At 43.5% G+C, this 18,025-nt stretch carries 17 protein-coding genes; 12 read left to right on the top strand and 5 right to left on the bottom strand.

Translation table 11 applies throughout. From position 1 onward, the window contains the following. From QUA47_RS26585 to QUA47_RS26545, 9 genes are all read left to right on the top strand, one after another. The coding region (locus QUA47_RS26585) for a hypothetical protein (protein ID WP_333432968.1) at window positions 1–205 on the top strand (205 nt) is incomplete at its 5' end. Between the two features lie 53 nt (window positions 206–258). Further along, window positions 259–1,101, top strand: a complete 843-nt coding sequence (locus QUA47_RS26580) for a polysaccharide deacetylase family protein (protein ID WP_333432967.1) — start codon at window positions 259–261, stop codon at window positions 1,099–1,101. A 115-nt stretch (window positions 1,102–1,216) separates the two neighbouring features. Beyond that, complete coding sequence (locus QUA47_RS26575; RefSeq protein WP_333432966.1) at window positions 1,217–1,840, top strand: restriction endonuclease subunit R; 624 nt, start codon at window positions 1,217–1,219, stop codon at window positions 1,838–1,840. A 73-nt stretch (window positions 1,841–1,913) separates the two neighbouring features. Then, window positions 1,914–3,191 carry a bifunctional sterol desaturase/short chain dehydrogenase gene (locus QUA47_RS26570; RefSeq protein ID WP_333432965.1) on the top strand — a complete coding sequence of 426 codons (1,278 nt, stop codon included), beginning with the start codon at window positions 1,914–1,916 and terminating at the stop codon, window positions 3,189–3,191. 650 nt (window positions 3,192–3,841) lie between these two features. Continuing rightward, entirely contained in the window at window positions 3,842–4,741 is a 900-nt protein-coding gene (locus QUA47_RS26565; protein WP_333432964.1) for a glycoside hydrolase family protein, read from the top strand. 41 nt (window positions 4,742–4,782) lie between these two features. Beyond that, on the top strand, window positions 4,783–5,685 hold the full coding sequence (locus tag QUA47_RS26560) for a peptidoglycan-binding protein (protein WP_333432963.1): 903 nt from the start codon (window positions 4,783–4,785) through the stop codon (window positions 5,683–5,685). 151 nt (window positions 5,686–5,836) lie between these two features. Beyond that, a complete protein-coding gene (locus QUA47_RS26555; RefSeq protein ID WP_333432962.1) occupies window positions 5,837–8,014 on the top strand; it encodes a caspase family protein in 2,178 nt (725 codons plus the stop codon). Between the two features lie 189 nt (window positions 8,015–8,203). Then, window positions 8,204–8,854, top strand: a complete 651-nt coding sequence (locus tag QUA47_RS26550; protein ID WP_333432961.1) for a CHAT domain-containing protein — start codon at window positions 8,204–8,206, stop codon at window positions 8,852–8,854. Between the two features lie 39 nt (window positions 8,855–8,893). Further along, complete coding sequence (locus QUA47_RS26545) at window positions 8,894–9,565, top strand: CHAT domain-containing protein (protein ID WP_333432960.1); 672 nt, start codon at window positions 8,894–8,896, stop codon at window positions 9,563–9,565. Window positions 9,566–9,584: 19 nt separating this feature from the next. Here QUA47_RS26545 and QUA47_RS26540 read toward each other — a convergent pair whose 3' ends face one another. Beyond that, window positions 9,585–11,501, bottom strand: a complete 1,917-nt coding sequence (locus tag QUA47_RS26540) for a serine protease (protein ID WP_333432959.1) — start codon at window positions 11,499–11,501, stop codon at window positions 9,585–9,587. Between the two features lie 48 nt (window positions 11,502–11,549). Between QUA47_RS26540 and QUA47_RS26535 the strand changes: the two genes are divergently transcribed. After that, on the top strand, window positions 11,550–13,475 hold the full coding sequence (locus tag QUA47_RS26535; protein ID WP_333432958.1) for a pentapeptide repeat-containing protein: 1,926 nt from the start codon (window positions 11,550–11,552) through the stop codon (window positions 13,473–13,475). A gap of 284 nt (window positions 13,476–13,759) precedes the next feature. On the opposite strand, the gene QUA47_RS26530 is transcribed toward QUA47_RS26535, so the two are convergent. Together QUA47_RS26530 and QUA47_RS26525 are read right to left on the bottom strand one after the other, a co-directional pair. Continuing rightward, entirely contained in the window at window positions 13,760–14,239 is a 480-nt protein-coding gene (locus QUA47_RS26530) for a hypothetical protein (protein WP_333432957.1), read from the bottom strand. Window positions 14,240–14,516: 277 nt separating this feature from the next. Then, the gene (locus tag QUA47_RS26525; protein WP_333432956.1) at window positions 14,517–15,116 is read right to left on the bottom strand and encodes a glyoxalase-like domain protein; all 600 of its coding nucleotides are present in this window, start codon (window positions 15,114–15,116) and stop codon (window positions 14,517–14,519) included. Window positions 15,117–15,236: 120 nt separating this feature from the next. On the opposite strand from QUA47_RS26525, the gene QUA47_RS26520 reads away from it, so the two are divergent. Continuing rightward, window positions 15,237–15,641: a gamma-glutamylcyclotransferase gene (locus QUA47_RS26520; protein ID WP_333432955.1), complete on the top strand. Its 405-nt coding sequence runs from the start codon at window positions 15,237–15,239 to the stop codon at window positions 15,639–15,641. A gap of 20 nt (window positions 15,642–15,661) precedes the next feature. Here the strand turns inward: QUA47_RS26520 and QUA47_RS26515 are convergent, their stop codons facing one another. Both QUA47_RS26515 and QUA47_RS26510 read right to left on the bottom strand, forming a co-directional pair. Then, on the bottom strand, window positions 15,662–16,402 hold the full coding sequence (locus QUA47_RS26515) for a response regulator transcription factor (RefSeq protein WP_333432954.1): 741 nt from the start codon (window positions 16,400–16,402) through the stop codon (window positions 15,662–15,664). An 85-nt stretch (window positions 16,403–16,487) separates the two neighbouring features. Further along, entirely contained in the window at window positions 16,488–17,060 is a 573-nt protein-coding gene (locus QUA47_RS26510) for an ATP-binding protein (protein WP_333432953.1), read from the bottom strand. A gap of 223 nt (window positions 17,061–17,283) precedes the next feature. Between QUA47_RS26510 and QUA47_RS26505 the strand changes: the two genes are divergently transcribed. Continuing rightward, window positions 17,284–17,979, top strand: coding sequence for a hypothetical protein (locus tag QUA47_RS26505; protein WP_333432952.1), 696 nt, complete (start codon window positions 17,284–17,286; stop codon window positions 17,977–17,979). Window positions 17,980–18,025: the final 46 nt, after the last annotated feature.

Raw genomic sequence — 18,025 nt, 5'->3', positions numbered from 1 at the left:
GTCATATCACCAATGGCAAACACTTCTCTCTAATAGTAGCTTAAATTTACTCCATCCTTTCCTTCAGGGCACTACCCAAAAGGTCTGTATAATTTTAGATGAAAGTCTCGATCGACCTTTTGCCAAAAAAATTACTTTACCAAATCTTCAAGCTAGGATAACAATCAGGCATAATGAGATTGTTCAAAATAAATCCTCTACCTGATGAGTCCCAAAATTAATAAATGATGGGTAATTAAAACCGTTATACTTATCGGATTGAGCATCACAATTTCTCTGTTGTCGGAAAACAGAAAAACCGCCAATTCAAATCCGCTAATACCGATCGCACCCGTTGAAAATCCCCCGCCAAACCTGCTGAAACCCCGAAAACTAAAAACACCCCCTTCTCCTCCCGCAACTCCCTCTCCCAAACCTCCCGAACAACCTTTAGTCTTCGCACCGCCCGCGCAATTTCGCAGCCAAATAGTTTATAAAGCAAGTATTAACAACTCAAAAGTTATCGCCCTGACATTTGACGATGGCCCTTCGCCTGAAACTTTTAAAATATTAGAAATTTTGCAGAAACATCAAGTTGTGGGTACATTTTTCTGTTTGGGTGCAAATTTGCGGGAGTATCCAGAAATTGCGAAAAGAGTGGTGCAAGCGGGAAATGCGATCGGCAACCATACTTGGCATCACTATTCTCACAATGTTACCGAAAAAACAGCATCGGATGAAATTGATAATACTGGGGTTCATATTTATCGATCGAGTGGGGCAAAAAGTTTCTTGTTTCGCCCCCCCGGCGGGCGCTTAAATAACGGTTTAGCAGCTTACGCTCAAAAGAAGAATTATGTAGTGGTGATGTGGTCGATCGATCCTAAAGACTTTCTGCAACCTCCGGCCGCTGCGATCGCCCGTAGCGTGCTATCCCAAGCTTCAACGGGGGCGATCGTATTGTTGCACGACGGCGGCGGCAATCGCCAGCAAACAGTCGAGGCGCTATCTGCAATTATTCCCAAACTCAAACAGCAGGGATATCGTTTTGTAAGCGTGCCGCAATTGCTGGAAATGCAAGCCACGCAAAAACAGCGAATTGCCGATCGCAAATCCCCATAAACAGACATCTCAGCCAAATCTGCTTTATCTGCATTTCATCTGCATTCATCTGCGGTCAACAATCAAAATTCTGCTAAACTCATTAATAACCATAAAAACATTTATTAAAATCCTAATGCAAAAACTTCAAGCAAGAGATCTCAGCCTCCGCTATCTAATCGATAACTTCGGCTTGCAGCGAGTTCGCAACAGTGAATTTTTCCGAGAAGGGCAAGAAAACTTGCCCGAAGTAACAGACTCAGAAAAACAATTGCTCGATCGCGTCCAAGACATATACTTCAACTTGGTAGACACCCCGCCTGTATTGGACAATGCCGTCAAGCTAACAATCATCAGCCCTATTTTGTTTATTGCCGGTCTGTATGATTCTCCTTTTCAAGTCAAAGCCGAAAAGTCGATATCCATTCAAGAGGAAGACGAAGGCAGAATCATCGAAGGCAGAATAGATATCCTAATTATGAAAGCAAACTTGTGGGTGACACTAATTGAATCCAAACAACTTTCGTTTTCAACTGACGAAGCACTTGCCCAACACCTGACATATATGCTGGCAGATCCCAACCCAGAAACTCCTACTTTTGGAATGATTGCCACAGGTGCTAACTTCAATTTTGTCAAGTTAGTTAGAGGGGAAACTCCCCAGTATGCGCGATCGGCTGAATTTGTTATTTCCAATCCAGGCAATGAATTGTACCGGGTTTTGCAGATTTTAAAACGCCTGAGTCAACTTCCAGACTAGCAATAAAAGCCATTTTGAGTTATCTTTCAAAGCAGACAATATCTAATATCTCCAATTTCAAACTGGTGCGAGCATGGTAAATTACTGGATAGTCGGCGCTTTGGCAATAGCTTCTGTCTGCTGGGCAGAAATAATACGAGACTTTTATCACGTCGTGTCCCATTATTGGGCACCCCTGCAAAAGCTGCACACTTGGCATCACCGCGTTTTCCGCCCTAATTTGACCCCCGTCAGCGAGACTATTTACAAGCAAGCACACTGGCGTCACGACGTGCCCGAAGGTGCGGCGATGATGGTTTTGGGCTTGTTGCTGTGGGTTGTAGCTTATTTTGGGCTGCCGGAATATCACTGGGGCGCAGCAGCGGGTTGTATTTATACTTTAGGCTTTTTGTTGAGCGCGATCGCCCGCGCGTGTGGCATCAAAGGCGCAGACGAATTAACCGACATCACCCACCAACCGGGAGATTTCCTTACTCCCCCTGGCAAGTGGTTAGTTAATAAACCTTATCACTGGCGGCATCACTTCGACAATCAAAATGCTTACTATTGCGGTACTTTCACCTTAATAGATAAACTTATGGGTACAGCACTTTCTCTCAAAGGCAAAACTGTAGCCGTCACCGGTGCATCGGGAACTTTAGGTCGTTCGCTTCTCAAACACCTGCACAAAGCTGGTGCAAAAGTGATCGCCCTCACCTCTGGAAATGAGGAAATTACTTTGGATGTAGACGGCGAAAATTTACCTGTAAAAACCGTTACTTGGCAAGCTGGCCAAGAGGCAGACTTAGCCCTATTGTTAGAAAAAATTGATATTCTCGTCATCAATCACGGGATTAATGTACACGGAGAAAGAACAGGAGAAGCGATCGCCAACTCATACGAAATTAACACTTTTTCCGCGTGGCGGCTGATGGAACTCTTTTTCTTAACAGTCCGCACTAACGAAAACATCGCTTGCAAAGAAGTCTGGATCAACACTTCAGAAGCAGAAGTAATTCCCGCTGTCAGTCCCCTGTACGAACTCAGCAAGCGCGCCCTGGGAGATTTAGTCACCCTGCGGCGGCTAGACGCACCCTGCATCGTTCGCAAACTGATTTTAGGGCCGTTTAAAAGCAACTTAAACCCGATCGGCATTCTGTCTCCAGATTGGGTAGCGCAGCAAGTTGTCAAACAAGCTAAAGCCGATGCGCGCAATATCATCGTGACAATTAATCCTTTGACTTTTATCGTTTTTCCAGTTAAAGAGTTTTTTGTTTCTCTCTACTTCCAAATTTTCAGCCGGAAAGCGATTTCAGAGATAAAGGAAGCTGCGCCATCTGAAAAATCTAGCGCGGAAGCAAAGATTAATTGACGAACTAAAACCGGGTTTCTGCAGGGGCGGCGGCTGTGGCTGTCCGCCCTCCGGCTAAATTCCACAAAACTAAAGCCTTTGTCATATCGTCACGAGTAAGCTCACGCCCCCACTCCGACAGCCGCAAACCCACTCTTCTGACTCATTGGGTCAAAACCCTTGGCGGGGAGTGGATTCGAGAGCTGTTTCGGCCCCTATTGTCAACATGGTTATGCTTACTGATACAAAATATTAAGTATTTTTACTAGCTACTGTCTCTCCTGAGTTACTTCTATCCGCAATAGCACTGTAGGTGCTGCGGGCGCGGAATGTGGGTTTCAACTATGCTAGTTGGTTAGTTGATACGTCCAGGACTCATAAGTGTAATTTGATAGTGGTGGAATTGGTTGAGCGCGATCGGTAAAGAGAACAAGCACCACACCGTTCTCGATCGGCAAAAATAAACTTTTGTAAAGGTTAGAGAAAATACCGGAAATTACTTTGGAACAGGCGTAGTCAGTGAAATCACCGATCACATAAAAACTTTCGATAACAAGTATCAATTGATAAAATCTTTTCACACGTTGTGAGAGGCAGGCAAAAGTTTGGCGATCGGGATCTTGAGGATGCGTCTTTCGAGTTCATCTACCTTTTCAAAAGAAAAAACTAAAATGCCAAGATCACTTGAAATCTTCGGCGATGGTCGCGTGTACGAAATAAAAGACGACCTAGCCGTTAAAGTCACGGAGACAAATGGGCAAGTAAAAGCCTTAATCGAGGCTTTAAAGTTCAGCGTAGCTAAAACATACAACATTAATCCTCCAGACGAACAACCGCCTGAAGTGGCAGAACGCAGAGGTTCAAAGCATATCAATGGAGAAGGCTTTAAGCTTCTCACTACGTTTGAAGGATGCGAGCTGACTGCTTATGATGATGGCGGTGGAGTTTGGACAATTGGTTACGGACACACTGGCGACGATGTTTTTCCCGGACTGACGATTAGCCAAACGCAAGCAGAAGAATTGCTGCGCCTAGATTTAGAAAAATTTGAATCCTTTGTTGAGGATGCGGTTGAAGTTCAGATCAATGATAATCAGTTTTCTGCACTGGTTTGCTTTTGCTTCAACGTGGGTCCAGGAGGTTTTGGAAGTTCAACTCTTCTAAGGCTTTTGAACGAGGGAAATTATCAAGGAGCAGCTAATCAGTTTCCTGTGTGGAATAAGGTAAATGGTGAACCCTGGCTAGGGCTGACACGCCGACGATTGGCTGAACGATCGCTGTTTTTGGGAAAACCCTGGCAGTCATTCTTAACCTATGAAGGAACAGGCGAAGAAGTAACAGGGGAAACAATTTCAGAAGCACCTCGCACCTTGAAACTCACCGAACCCATGATGCAAGGTGAGGATGTTCGTAGAGTACAAAAAGCTTTGAAAGCAGCCGGAATCAATCTCGAACCTGATGGATTCTTTGGTAATGATACTGACAAGGCAGTGCGGCAGTTTCAGCAGCAGAAAGGGCTAATGGCGGATGGTGTTGTAGGTGCCCAAACGCGAAAAGAATTGGGACTCTAACATACATTGTGTAACCAAATTTAAACAGATTGGAGAAAACCATGACTGACTCAAGCGATCTTCTCTTTAATCAACCTGTAATTGTCGAAGCCTGTGAAGAATTTGTCCAACGGGATATGTTGGAAATTAAAGGCAGTTTTCCCGGATTGCTCAAAGATGCACCCATGTCTTCGACTGCGGTGGTCAATGGCTTATCTCAGCAGTTGATATATCAACTCCAACTGATTGTGCCAGATGCCTTTGTCAGTTTTGATGACCTCAATGTAGACTTGCTGGATGCAGCCTTTCCCTATGTACAAGCCCCTGCAAAACAGGCACTCCAGAGAGCGATTCAAGATCGAGGTCAAACTATGCAGGTGAACTCTGCCTACCGCACGATCGCTCAGCAAATGTTGCTGTATAACGATCGCTTCAACAACTCTAATCCTGTAGCTCCACCGGGAGCCAGCAACCACCAAACTGGATTAGCGATCGACATTGAAGATGCAACAGGCTGGGAAGTTTATTTGATGCGGTATGGCTGGAATCCATTACCAGGCGACCCGCCTCACTTCGACTACCAAGGCGGCGGCACGATCGATCTTCGCAGCAAATCAATACTCGCATTTCAGCAACTTTGGAATTTGAATTATCCGAATCAAAAGATTAGCGAAGATGGCGGTTTTGGCCCTCAAACTGAGAATGCACTTAATCGATCTCCTGCTCCAGGGTTTCCTAAAGCGCCGTGGGATGACAAACCCAGAACGTTGCGCTTGGCGATCCCCCGAATGGAAGGCTCGGATGTACTCAAGCTTCAGGAAAGCTTGAAGAAAGCTGGCATTGTAGTTGGGCCTGATGGTGAATTTGGACCAGCCACAGATAAAGCCGTCAAGGAATTTCAGCAGAAGAAGGGTTTGAAGCCAGACGGCATTGTCGCTGTCAAAACCCGCGAACAAATGGCTTGAGGTGTTCGCGATCGAGTTAACAAAATCTGCAACTGAAAGATACGTTGCTGAATATGCAGAGTTTTCTGAAGAGCTATAACTTACGGCTCCAGAACTCTGCAGATCTGCCACTCTGTGAATTGGACAAAGATACTGGAGCAATGAATTAAAAATGGCTGACAAACCCGAGCAAACACTAAATATTTACGCACTATTAATCGGTATTGACTGCTATATGCCGAATTTATTGCCTGATGGTAGTCGTTACAAAAATCTTGGAGGGTGTGTACGAGATGTTAATCATGTAGAAGCTTTCTTAGTTGATGAGCGGAAAGTTCCCAAAGCACAAATTTTGAAACTGACAGCTTCGGTTAACCCAAATGAACCCACCAAGCCTCTAGAATCAGCGGAAAAACTACCAACTCGTCAGAATATGATCGATTCCTTTAGGAAACTGGGGGAAATGGCTACGGAAAAGGCGCAGGTATATATTCATTACTCTGGACATGGTGGACGGGCAAAGACTGTTTTCCCATCTATTAAAGGTGAGGATGAAATTGATGAGGGATTAGTCCCTACAGATATTGGCACTTTAGAAGGACAGTATCTCCGCGATCTCGATCTAGCAACACTGTTGAAGGAATTGGTAGATAAACAACTAACCGTTACGGTGGTGTTGGATTGTTGTAACTCGGGAGGTGCTACGCGAGGGGATGTAGAAATTCGAGGGGGAGAAGGAATTGATGAAAAACCTCTCCAACCTGGTCAAGAACTGGTGGCACCTCTAGAAACTCTAAAAGCAACTTGGCGATCGCTCACTGAACAAACCGCTCGCGGACTAAAAGCTTCTGGATTACGTGTCGCCAGAGATTATGTGCTTCTAGCAGCCTGTCGTTTGAATGAGTATGCTTACGAGTATGCCTTTAATCGTGAAACCAGGGAGCGAAATGGAGCGCTTACCTATTGGTTGTTGGATACTCTAAGACAGCAAAACCCCGGACAAACTTATCAGGATTTATTCGATCGCATCAATGCTAAAATTCACAGTCAATTTCCTCAACAAACCCCAATCCTTATGGGTGAGGTGAATAGGATTATTTTTGGCGCTGACTTTGCTGAGACTGTCTATACAATTCCTGTCTTAAAGGTGGATAAAGATGCAGAAACAGGCGAAATGAGGGCTAAGTTAGGGGTAGGTCAGGTAAATGGTGTTGCTAAGGGAGCAGAATTTGCTATTTATCCGCGTGGTACAACCGATTTAAAAAACCAAGAAAATCGGACTGCGATCGCCAGAATCATTCAAAGGGGAGCAACTGAATCGCTGTGCCAGCTTGAACCTATTGAGGGTAAAGAACTTAAAGTAGAAGACGGAGATCGAGCGGTTTTAGTTACTCCATCAATTAATCTGGTTCGTAAAGTTTTGCTTTTTCACCAACAAGAAGCAACAGCAGAAGAAGTCGCTGAGTTTGCTAAAACCAACGAACTGCCACCTAACAAACTTCTGCCCGAAATCTTCAAACAGCAAGAGGATACGTTGGAAGCGATTGAAAAAGCTCTCCCGGAAAGTGGCAATGGCTGGGTGCAATTAGGAGCAGAAAAAGTAACTGAGGATGATGTTGAGGAAATTGCTTATCAAGTTGTTCTCAACAATCAGGGAGAATATGAAATATGCGATCGCACTGGACATTCATATAAAAATATCGCTCCTGTAAAAGTCAGCGCTCCTGATGCTGCTACTACAGTCGTCAAACGATTAGTTCATCTAGCGAAATATCACGCTACAGCAGAGTTAGATAACAGGGATAAAAGTTCACCTCTGGCAGATAAGTTAGTTCTTAAGTGGTTAGGAACATCAGATGTTTATGGGGAAGGAGATGATATTCCCCCTGAATCCCAGTTGAAAAAGTTGCCCGCTCCTAGTAACCCAACAGTCATAGCAGGTGAATATGTATTTCTGTCAATTCAGAATACTTATTCGCAAGCTCTCAATGTTACTGTCTTAGATCTTGCCTCTGACTGGTCAATTCAGCAAGCTTACCCAGGTAAAGGAGAAAATTTTAGGACAATCGAAGCAGGGAGGAGAGAAGTTGTGTCAATGGCAGCAAGTTCAGCAGGTGAAGATACTCTAAAAGTTTTTGCTACATTTGACCAAGTAAATTTCCGTTGGTTAGAACTACCATCACTTGACAAACAGTTTGTATCCAGAGGATTTAAACCCCCGAATAATCCGCTAGAAATCTTACTTGAAGCTATTGATCGGGAGCAACCGCCAACTAGAAAGTTATCTGTAGTTGCATCTCCGAGCCGCGAGTGGACAACAAAACAGATTACCCTGAGATTTACCAAATAATTAAACGTATCTCAACAGCGTATCTTCCGTCTGCTATTGGGCCGTATAAAGATCGTCAAATTTGGGTTGTCAATAGAATGAGTTTTCTGTACTCACCGCGAAATTGAAGCTGTCCAAAATATTCAAACAATAGGAGGAGTAACCTGATAATCAAAGCTCCCTTTTTATCGTGCAAAAGGAACAATGAAAATGAATGAGCTGGAAGTAAAGACAATTCTGATCTTAGCAGCTAATCCTCAAGGAACCTCACGCTTACGCCTAGACAAGGAAGCGCGGGAGATAGAAGACGGGTTGCGCCGATCGCACCTTGGCGATTACTTTCAAATAGAGCAGCGATGGGCATCCCGTCCGCGAGATGTATATCGAGCGCTACTGGATGTAGAACCGCAGATTGTACATTTTTGCGGACATGGGGAAGGACAAGTAGGATTGGTGCTGGAAGATGATACAGGGCGAGTAAAGTTAGTCAGTAGGGAAGCACTCTCAAAGCTATTCGAGCTGTTTGCAGCTCGAATAGAATGTGTCTTGTTGAATGCCTGTTATACCGAAGTGCAGGCGGATGCGATCGTTGAGCACATTAACTACGCGATTGGTATGCGCCAAGCAATTCGGGATGATTTGGCTATCGCTTTTTCCGTTGGTTTTTACAAGGGATTAGGAGAAGGTGAATTAATTGACATAGCATTTGAGTCTGGATGTCGTGCCATCCAGTTTGAGGTCGATCCCAATGTAATGACCTGTCGGAAACTGACTTCAGTAGGCTGGACTAAGAAAGCTAATACTCCCGTTGTTCAGGATTACCAGATCCCGGTGCTGAAGAAAAGAGCGAATTCCATATAATCCTAAAAAGGCAGCCAGCAATGTCTGTGATTCAATTCTATGTCTGAGCCAAAATCTAAAACTTTCAATATTTCAGGTAGCACAATTAATAATCTGGCTGGCGACAACATTTATTACTATGAAGCGCCTCAGATACAATCGAATCTAATATCGGAGGATGCAGTAAAGACTATCCTGTTTTTGGCAGCAAATCCTCAAGGAATGCAGCCGCGATCGCTAGAGGAAGAAGCACGGGAGATTAGTGAAGGTTTGCGGCGATCGCAGCATCGCGATCGCTTCGTCCTCAAGCAATGTTGGGCAGTCCGACACAGAGATATGCACAGAGCCTTACTGGATTATCAGCCTCACATTGTTCACTTTGCCGGACAGGGTAGTAGCGAGGAAGGATTGTTTTTAGAAGATGATACTGGACGAAGCAAACCTGTTAGTCCTGAAGCGATCGCCAACCTATTTCAACTTTTTCCTAATATCGGATGTGTGGTTCTTAACGCCTGCTACTCGGCAGTTCAGGCTAAAGCAATTGCTGACTACATTCCATACGTCATCGGTATGAAGCAGGCGATTGGAAATCAAGCAGCGAGCGAATTTGCAGTTGCTTTTTATGATGCACTGGAAACTGGAAAAACGATCGAATTTGCCTACAAGCTTGGCTGTGTTGCTATTCAAATGGCAGGGATTCCACAACATTCAATACCAATTCTCATACACTGATAGTATTGATTCCTATTTGTCAATCAGCAGCCCAGAAGCCGATCGGACTGAGGACTTTAACCCAGCTCTCTAACCCCTTCCAAATCCCTTTAGCAGGATTCGTCCGTTGTTGACTTTTGCTAGGTGTCAGTTGATTATCGAGAACCTGAGTATAATTATTGCCGGGAAAGTCCAAAATCATGACTAAGCATGGTATCTTTACTTCTCGACAGAATTGCAGATCTAATGCTGTGGCTGTATCTGACTGTAAGCCACTGGAAAATTGCAGAGGAGAATTGCTCAAAATGGATTGTAAAACGATTTCTGCATAGGTTTTATAGTTAAACATATTGTCTGCATAGTAAAGACTTAGTATGTTTTTTTCCTTCAAGGCATCAGGATCGAAATTTATACGAATTTCGATCGCAACATCACCGCTCTGATAATCTTGGTCATTGATATAGTCAATCCCAGATTCATATTTATCAGCACATTCTTGCAAAACATCTTTGACTTCAAAACTTTGATTTGAGAATAAAACAATCTCTTCCAACAATGTTTTAGCTAGGGTGACTTCCTGCTCTGAATGTTCAGGACTAGGAGCATCTCCTCGTAGATGACCAACTAAAATATAGATTCTTCCCTTCAGTGGTTGTTCTGTTTGTTTAACCACATACCTTTTATTCTCTAAGAACTCTGCAACTCCAGGTTCGCTTCTACGTGTTTCTAAATGCTTTACAATTTCACATATCCGTGTCCCTAAATTGCCTTGAACTTCCAATTTTTGTTCATCCGATTTTTGTTCATCCCATTTTACTAAAGCAGCATGATGTAAACCCACAAGTTGCCATTGAGAGTTGAGGATAGGGCTACCCGACGAGCCAAAATCAGCATCAGCTTGGTATTGCAGAAAATTTTGATAAATATTCTGTACTTGGTTATTGAAAAGAACAATTTTCCTTTGGGTTCCTCGCGGATGCTGAATAATAAAAACTGGTTCACCAGATAAACCAGAATAAGGTATTCTCTCGCTATCAACTCCTTTAATATCTTTTACCTCCTCGCAACAACTAACAGGTGGGGCAATCAGCGTTGAGTCCATTAACATGGGCAACCAACCAAAATTTTCACCAGCTTCAGGAAATTCTAGCCCCTCCTTTTTGTAATCCTCCAGTGCTTTGACTCGAATAAGGGTATAGTCAAGTTGCTCATCACTTACGCAAAAACTCTCTGGATCTAGCTGATATTCAACAGGTTTACTATTCTGCCCCAAAGCGTTTTGCTCGTATCTGAATTCAGCAACAAACTTTTTAATATTCTCTTTATCCTTTTCATTGAATACATGATGATTAGTTAATAAGTAATTTTTACCCACTAAAAAACCTGTCGCAAATGGTATAAAAACAGTACCTTGACGCTGTTTTTCTTCATCAGAAAGCCCTTTCAATTTGTCCCTAAATTGACCTAAACGTTCTTTAATCCTTTCATGCTTCAGCGCGTCAGCTACTTTGTCATAATCTTTCCAAACATCCTTACTTTCACCAGGAAATTTCTCAGAAAAAAGATCGATTTTCTCCGACAGTCGCTTGAGAAGCTCAGGCACATCTTTTACCGAACGGTTTTTGATTAGAGCGATCAGATCTTCTATCCAAAAACCTCGTTCAAGTAAACATACAGCGGCACTGCATCTTAAGCCACGTTCTAAAAAAGCCGATGATAGATAATCGGGTTCGTTAAAAAATATAGAATTAGATGAGCGGGCTTTATCTAATCTGTCTAAGCGTGCGTTAATAATATCAGTCAAATCGATCGGGCTTTGTTCTAAAAAGTCTCTTACCTCCGTTGCATCAGGAATATTATCAGTTATCCATTCACAAACTCCTCGGTTTTCAACAACAACCTTACAGAGCCTGCCCGCATCCTTCATTATTGCTGTTTGTAAACTATAAAAGCTCATTGTCAAAATCTCCTGTAATATCTAGTTAAGGATTCGATATTTAATCTCATGAATAGATACAACCGACAAGCTTATGGTCAAAAATTCTCGCAAGCATCACTAAATTTTGATTTGCGAAAAGTTACGGGTGGACAGCCTCGTTTTTTCAGATTGCTCACATTGCTCTGCACCTTTAGTCTTGCCCTTTTTGCTGGTAGCTTTGCCGGACTACTGGGCGGTTATCTCAGCAGGACACTGTTCTACTCATCTCAGCCAGTAGAGGGAGCTTGGCTAACAGCGAGTGTTTTCTTGGTTATTTGCGTATGGTCGATCGAGACAAAGCAATCTAGCATAGCTAGCGGTTTGTGGAAAGCTGGTTTAACAGTAGTTGTCACCTCTATTGCAGCAATGGTAATACTGCAAGACCCTAATTTTTTTTTGGTGACTCTTTTAGCTACATCAGCTTTTCTCGGATGCTATTGCTTAGTTTTTATAGCAAGTAGTTTTTCCCTGTGGCTTTTCCTGGTTTTACTAAAACACAGCTTCCATAAGAATGTCAAGACTTTACACAAAATCTTAATAATTGTTTGCTCAACGTTTATTTCCTATGTGGTTGGTAGCAAGCCTCCTGTCCATTCTGCAATTGCATCTCAATATTTTGCAGAAATCAAGCTGTTAGCCGGTTTTGCGTTCGGAGCCTTGACTGTCCAACTAAGTTTTTACGTTAGTGATATTAATAAACCTAAGAAAAATTTTGAATTTTTAAGGAATTGGGCGATCGCCTTCAGTACCTTAAGAAGTACCTCTTTTTATGACTTGGATCTCAGCGATATTGATTTTACAGGTGCTAAGCTTGCCAATACTGATTTAAGAGCAAGGAAACTTTACCGAACACGGTTCAACAATGTAGAAGGTTTGGAACGAGCAAGAGTCGATAATCGTTATCTTGACTTAGATGAGCCAAAAGTTCAAATGCTCCTCACTCATGGAGTTTGTAAAGAAAAGGATTTTAGGGGCATCAATTTGCAAGGGGCATATCTACAAGACGCTACCATGCGTGAGTATGATTTTACAAATGCTAACTTAAGTGGAGCTGATTTGAGTGGAGCTGATTTAAGTGATAGTATTTTTGTGCAAGCTGATGTAACTGGGGTAGATTTTACAGAAGCTACTCTGACCGGAATCTGTATTGAAAACTGGAATATCAACAGTCATACTTGCTTTACGAACGTTAAATGTGACTATATTTTCCGCAACCTAGATAGTAGAGGAAAACCGACAGATCGCCATCCCAGAGAGGGCAATTTTAACCCTAGAGAGTTTGAATCCCTCTATCAGGAAGTTGGCAACATTGTCGAATTGGTATTCAAGGAGGGATTAAACTGGCGAGCATTTGCTTTTACCTTACAAAAACTCCAGTTAGAAGATGAAGGAATGGGCTTGGAATTACGCGGGATTGAAAAGCGTGGCGACCTATGGATTGTGAAAGTCGCTCACAATGACAATCTTCTTAGTGCTGAGGTTGAGCGCAATTTGTATGCCAGACATGAAGAAATGCAAGCACTCCTAGTAACCAAAGAGCAACAAATCAATCAGCTATTGGGAATTGTTTCCGATCAATCTGCTGCTCTCAAAAACTACAGTCAAAAACCCTTTGGTCAAAATTTCTTCATCTCAGGCAGTACCATCACTAACTTGGCAGGTGAGGCGATCGAATATCGCGAAGCCGCAGGTCAAGTACGGAGTATTGTCGCCAGCCCCAATCTAGGAGAAATTGTCACCACCGCTCAAAGCTTTCTCACGCAACTATCTGGACAAAAGGTAGCTGCCACGGCTGAAACTCAGGTAGACCTGATCCAACAGGTAATGCTAGCGGAGGCAGAGAAAGATCCAATCTTTAAGCAATTTTTGCGGCAGCAAGGACAACAGATTTTGGCAACCATTCCCGAGGGATCTATTGCGGCAGCACTACGAGGAGCGATCGCTCAACTCTAGTAAACCCTGATGGCATTGGCAATCGAGCCACTATTGAGTTTGCCGTTGGCTTTTATGACGCTTTAGGCGCTGGGCGATCGATTGATGGTGCGTTTAAGCTTGGCTGTATTGCTATTGATTTAGAAGGTATTCCAGAATCTCTCAATGCTGTGCTGAAGAAGAAAAAGCCATAACTAGCAAACATCAAGAATAGTCCAGCGGAACATCTAAATTAACAGCACTGAACTTTCTAACCAGGCGATCGCCTCCTCACATAATTTTTATCACTAATCTTTGTATAAAGCTCAGCTTGCAGGTTTTACTAAACTTTTCTCCCAAGTCTCGCAAATTCCAGTAGCCAGGTATTTGGAAACTTTTTTGATAATCAATGTGGACAGGAGAGTAGCAACAGCAGGAGCTAACCCAACTCCACTGACTAAAACAGGAGCCAACATCCCAGCCGCTTTGGTATAGTTCTGATTTATTGTTTCATCTAAAATCTTCTGAGTCTCTGCATCGTCTCCGAGGGGTTTGCACATAAGTTGGTAAACTAAGGGGTTGACGCGATCGACAAGCTGCCGACCAGCATTTAAAAATCTTGGATCGATGGATGCTCTAACCGCAAAGTTCACATCAATAGATTCCAAGGAAGCTGGGTCTACCCCTCTTGCTCCACGTCCAGCAACATCATCCCCTATGGCTTGTACGCGAGAGCCTAGCTGAGCTTCCAATACATCATCATCCAGCTCCCACAAACTTGCCACAATGGCTTCAACTTCTGTCATTTCTACTTATCTCCAAGGTTTAGTTAACAAGAGTGTTACTGATTATTCTGGGGATATGAAAAAAACTCCGGAAACCAATCAATGTAGTTTAACCAAAATATAGTGATATCTCAAAAATCTCAACTATTCTTATCATTTTTTTATTGAGCCATTATCTCTCGGGAGATGAGCCGTGTTCGCGACTAATATCATTCCGGCACCGCCGGAATGATATTACTTAACAAAAGAAGTCGGGGTAGCGCGCGAGATCGTTTTACGTTTAATTAGAACGACCTACTTAATTACTAACCTCAGCCATTTCAATCACGCGGCCGTCGTAATCCTTGACCAAAAAATTCAGCGGCTTTTCCCGGCGAATTTTATAACTAATGCCGCGAGTTTGTACCCTCATCAATAGCTGATCCAAACATTCGCGATCGAAACAAACGTGACGCTGGCGATTTTTTTCCCCTACACCGGCCCCGCTAATAATGTGCAGTTGGGTATTTTTCATCAACTGATACCACAAGCCCTCGGGACTCCCCAGCGTTTGAGAGGTCGTTGCCCTCCCGACATTCGGCGACAAATACAGCGGATCGATACCAGTTGTCCCCAATGTTTGCTCGTAATTGTAGTAGTAGTGCAGCGGCACTTCTGCTACGGGCAGGTTTAGCATACCTTCATAGAACTCCCTCGCTTGCCCGAGATCCGATACCATCACCGTGTGTACCTTCGGAGCACTGGTGAGAAACATCCACATCGCCCCCGCATAGGCGGCCAGCAGCATTACCATAATCCCTTGAGTCGAAAACAAGCTGTCCAGGGGCAAGGACGGCAAAAAAGAGCTCAAGTACAAAGGCCGAAGTCCAAAAGCAATAAAACTAACTGCTAGAGTCATGAATTATAAGAAAGGGTAAACAACGAAATTTATCAAGATTGCAGTCGCGATCGCCCGCGAGACTTAAACTATTAGCTTAGCCATCTATGTTAGCAAAAACTAGCGGTTAAGCCCTACCCGATGAAAGTCTTTGTATACGGCACACTCAAACCGGGGGAGTCCAACTACCTCCGCTACTGCGAGGGAAAGGTTGTGGATGCTTGCCCCGCGATCGCCCGCGGTCAACTTTTTGCTCTGCCGATCGGCTATCCTGCGATGATGGCCGGAGATGGCACAGTTTGCGGTTTTCTCCTGTGTTTCGCAAACTCGGCTATTTTGGACGATTTAGACGGACTGGAAGACTATCATCCGCTGCGGGAACCGACACAAAACGAATATCAGCGGCAGGAAATCGAAATCTTCGATCCACACCTCAAACCTTTAGGCACGGCTTGGGCGTACTTCATGTTACCCGATCGCGTTCGTTCCCTAGGAGGCATCTGGCTGCCCCACGGCAGGTGGGAAAATAGGTTTTTCACCAAATAAGGTGGTTAATGCCGATGAGCTTAGGAAATTGCCATTGGCGTGCGATCCTCTTCGAGGGCTTCGCTAACGGGCGGCTCGAACCTGTAACCGTAACCCCGAATAGTTTTAATAAACTGCGATCCAGTAGCATCAACTTCAATCATTTTCTTGCGAATCTGACCGATATGTACACTAACAACTTTCTCTTCTCCTGTATCGTCGCAGTTCCACCCCAAAATTTTTTCGATTAGCTGTTGGCGACTCCAAGATTGACCAGAATGACTTGCCAAAAAATACAATATATTAAATTCCAAGGCTGTTAACTTGATAATGCGATCGTTGAGTGTTGCTTCCCGGCGCGCTGAATCGATCGCGAATCCATCGAATACAATACGTGATGGATTCACAGGCCTCATGGATCTCAACACAACTTCTATACGAATTGCCAACTCGGCCAAACCAAAGGGTTTGCAGATATAGTCATCAGCACCGGCGGACAGGACTTTAATTTTATCCGCTTCGTCTGTACGGCTGCTTAGCATTACCACAAAAACATTAGTACGGCGCTGCATTTCCTGGCAGAGGTGATAGCCTGTAGTATCCGGCAAATTCCAATCAAGAATTACTAGCAGTGGCTTGAATTTTTCAAACAATGTTAAAGCCGTCTCGCCATCTGCTGCCGAATCTACTTGATATTTCTGATTTAAAAAGCGATGAACTAGATTGCGGATGGCTGGGTCATCATCCACAACGAGAATCTTGGGAGTAGTATCAGTAGTCATCACAAAAAAGTTTCTTTTTCTTGTCAATTTAAAGCTGGCAATTACAGAACAGCTTTAGTGAAGCGTAAATCCTACATCGTTCCAACTAATACAGATTTTTTTGGTGCAATTCTTCTTTCAACTTCGCTTGAATGTCAAAAGGCTCTCCCCAATCCCAAATTTTAACTTCTAGGTGTTCGTTAAATACCATTATTTCAAGCTCTATCGGAGTTTCTAATGGCATATTTTTGTGAGCGTGGCGAACAGCATTCGTAAACCCTTCAATCACAGCAAGTTTACACTGATGCAAAACGGCTAGGGGAATTGGTAGAGGATCTAACTGTTCTACCCACGATAAAACTTGAGCAACAGCCTTGATATCAGTATTTACTTGAAGGATAAATTTTTGAACTTGCTGGTTATAACTTGGCTGCGGTGGGCGATTTCGTTGCTTTTGAAACCTGAAATTAAAGCTGTTTAAAACATCGATCGCGCGCTTAAAAAAACCATCTTGACTGCTGTGTTGGGATGGTACTAGACCAGGCTGCTGATAATATTTTACAATGAACAGACAGTTTCGACCGTCAGAAGTGCGGGTATAACTTAGCTCATCGGCAATTTTGCCAATAATTTTTATACCTATCCCACCTGACGGAATTTCATCTATGTTATCTCTCATGGTGCTATCCTTTGTCATCATTTAATGTGTACTTTTTTACCTAAAAAAGAGAGTGACATTCTAAACGATTAAGTTTGCATGATTTATGCCTGACTTTTCCCGTATGCCGTGCAGTTGTTGTCCCGCTCATTTTCTCTTTTTTGCTTGGGTCTTGACAAACTCAGTTTGCGCTCGCTAAACTGAGCGAAAACTGACATTGACAATGAGATAAGTAAATTATATAATGACCACCCTCAAAGCCTCTGAGGAGGGATTAGTAAAAATTAGGCAAGCTAGAAGAGAAAGGGGCTCGACGATAGAAGACCCCAGATGGCTAGTAGAAGCTAGTAAAGCATTAGATCCAGATCGAACTTGGACAGAAGCCGGACCCTATGCCGATGGCCTTTCGCTGCCCACTTGGAGGCGCTTTTTAGCAGGAAGAGAACCCATAAAAGCCAATGCTTTCAAGGCCTTCTGCACGGTTTTGCAGTTGAATTGGGAAGAAATTGTCGATCGTCCTCCTTTAGCCTCCCCTTACCAAGGGGAGGTTGGGGGGGTTAGAGATTTTTGCCAACAGCCTATTGATTGGGTAGTCCAAGAGATCCGGCAAAAATGCCACAGCAAAATCCAACAGCTTTACAGCAAAATGCAACTCTTGGATATTGCACAGCCCGTTGATGTCAGCAACCTCTACGTTGAAGTCAACATTTTGGAGGAAATTACCAGTTGGCAGCCGGGAGAAATTCGCGATTTACTGAGAGACTTCAACCCAGATGCAGATAACTTTAACCGCTTAGGTTTAGGTAAAGTACGCCAGAAACGAGTATCAGGATTGGATGCGGTGAAATCTCACTCTAAACTAATGGTACTCGGCAAACCGGGTTCCGGTAAAACTACTTTTTTGAAACACAGGGTGCATCTCACTTTTGCAAATATATGAAAAAAGCGCCAAAATGAAAAAGCTAGTAAAACTGTGAAAAAAGATG

This window comes from Microcoleus sp. MON2_D5 (genome assembly GCF_036701905.1).
In the GTDB taxonomy this organism is placed as follows: Bacteria; Cyanobacteriota; Cyanobacteriia; order Cyanobacteriales; family Microcoleaceae; genus Microcoleus.
Note: the sequence above shows the minus strand (reverse complement) of the source record. Positions and strands in the feature narration are given on the sequence as shown.

Bases quoted from the DNA above. Each gene is read 5' to 3' on its own strand.
- QUA47_RS26540 (WP_333432959.1), bottom strand. From the start codon at position 11,501: ATGAGCTTTTATAGTTTACAAACAGCAATAATGAAGGATGCGGGCAGG.
- QUA47_RS26545 (WP_333432960.1), top strand. From the start codon at position 8,894: ATGTCTGAGCCAAAATCTAAAACTTTCAATATTTCAGGTAGCACAATT.
- QUA47_RS26505 (WP_333432952.1), top strand. From the start codon at position 17,284: ATGACCACCCTCAAAGCCTCTGAGGAGGGATTAGTAAAAATTAGGCAA.
- QUA47_RS26530 (WP_333432957.1), bottom strand. From the start codon at position 14,239: ATGACAGAAGTTGAAGCCATTGTGGCAAGTTTGTGGGAGCTGGATGAT.
- QUA47_RS26515 (WP_333432954.1), bottom strand. From the start codon at position 16,402: ATGACTACTGATACTACTCCCAAGATTCTCGTTGTGGATGATGACCCA.
- QUA47_RS26570 (WP_333432965.1), top strand. From the start codon at position 1,914: ATGGTAAATTACTGGATAGTCGGCGCTTTGGCAATAGCTTCTGTCTGC.
- QUA47_RS26520 (WP_333432955.1), top strand. From the start codon at position 15,237: ATGAAAGTCTTTGTATACGGCACACTCAAACCGGGGGAGTCCAACTAC.
- QUA47_RS26550 (WP_333432961.1), top strand. From the start codon at position 8,204: ATGAATGAGCTGGAAGTAAAGACAATTCTGATCTTAGCAGCTAATCCT.
- QUA47_RS26565 (WP_333432964.1), top strand. From the start codon at position 3,842: ATGCCAAGATCACTTGAAATCTTCGGCGATGGTCGCGTGTACGAAATA.
- QUA47_RS26555 (WP_333432962.1), top strand. From the start codon at position 5,837: ATGGCTGACAAACCCGAGCAAACACTAAATATTTACGCACTATTAATC.
- QUA47_RS26535 (WP_333432958.1), top strand. From the start codon at position 11,550: ATGAATAGATACAACCGACAAGCTTATGGTCAAAAATTCTCGCAAGCA.
- QUA47_RS26525 (WP_333432956.1), bottom strand. From the start codon at position 15,116: ATGACTCTAGCAGTTAGTTTTATTGCTTTTGGACTTCGGCCTTTGTAC.
- QUA47_RS26510 (WP_333432953.1), bottom strand. From the start codon at position 17,060: ATGAGAGATAACATAGATGAAATTCCGTCAGGTGGGATAGGTATAAAA.
- QUA47_RS26560 (WP_333432963.1), top strand. From the start codon at position 4,783: ATGACTGACTCAAGCGATCTTCTCTTTAATCAACCTGTAATTGTCGAA.
- QUA47_RS26575 (WP_333432966.1), top strand. From the start codon at position 1,217: ATGCAAAAACTTCAAGCAAGAGATCTCAGCCTCCGCTATCTAATCGAT.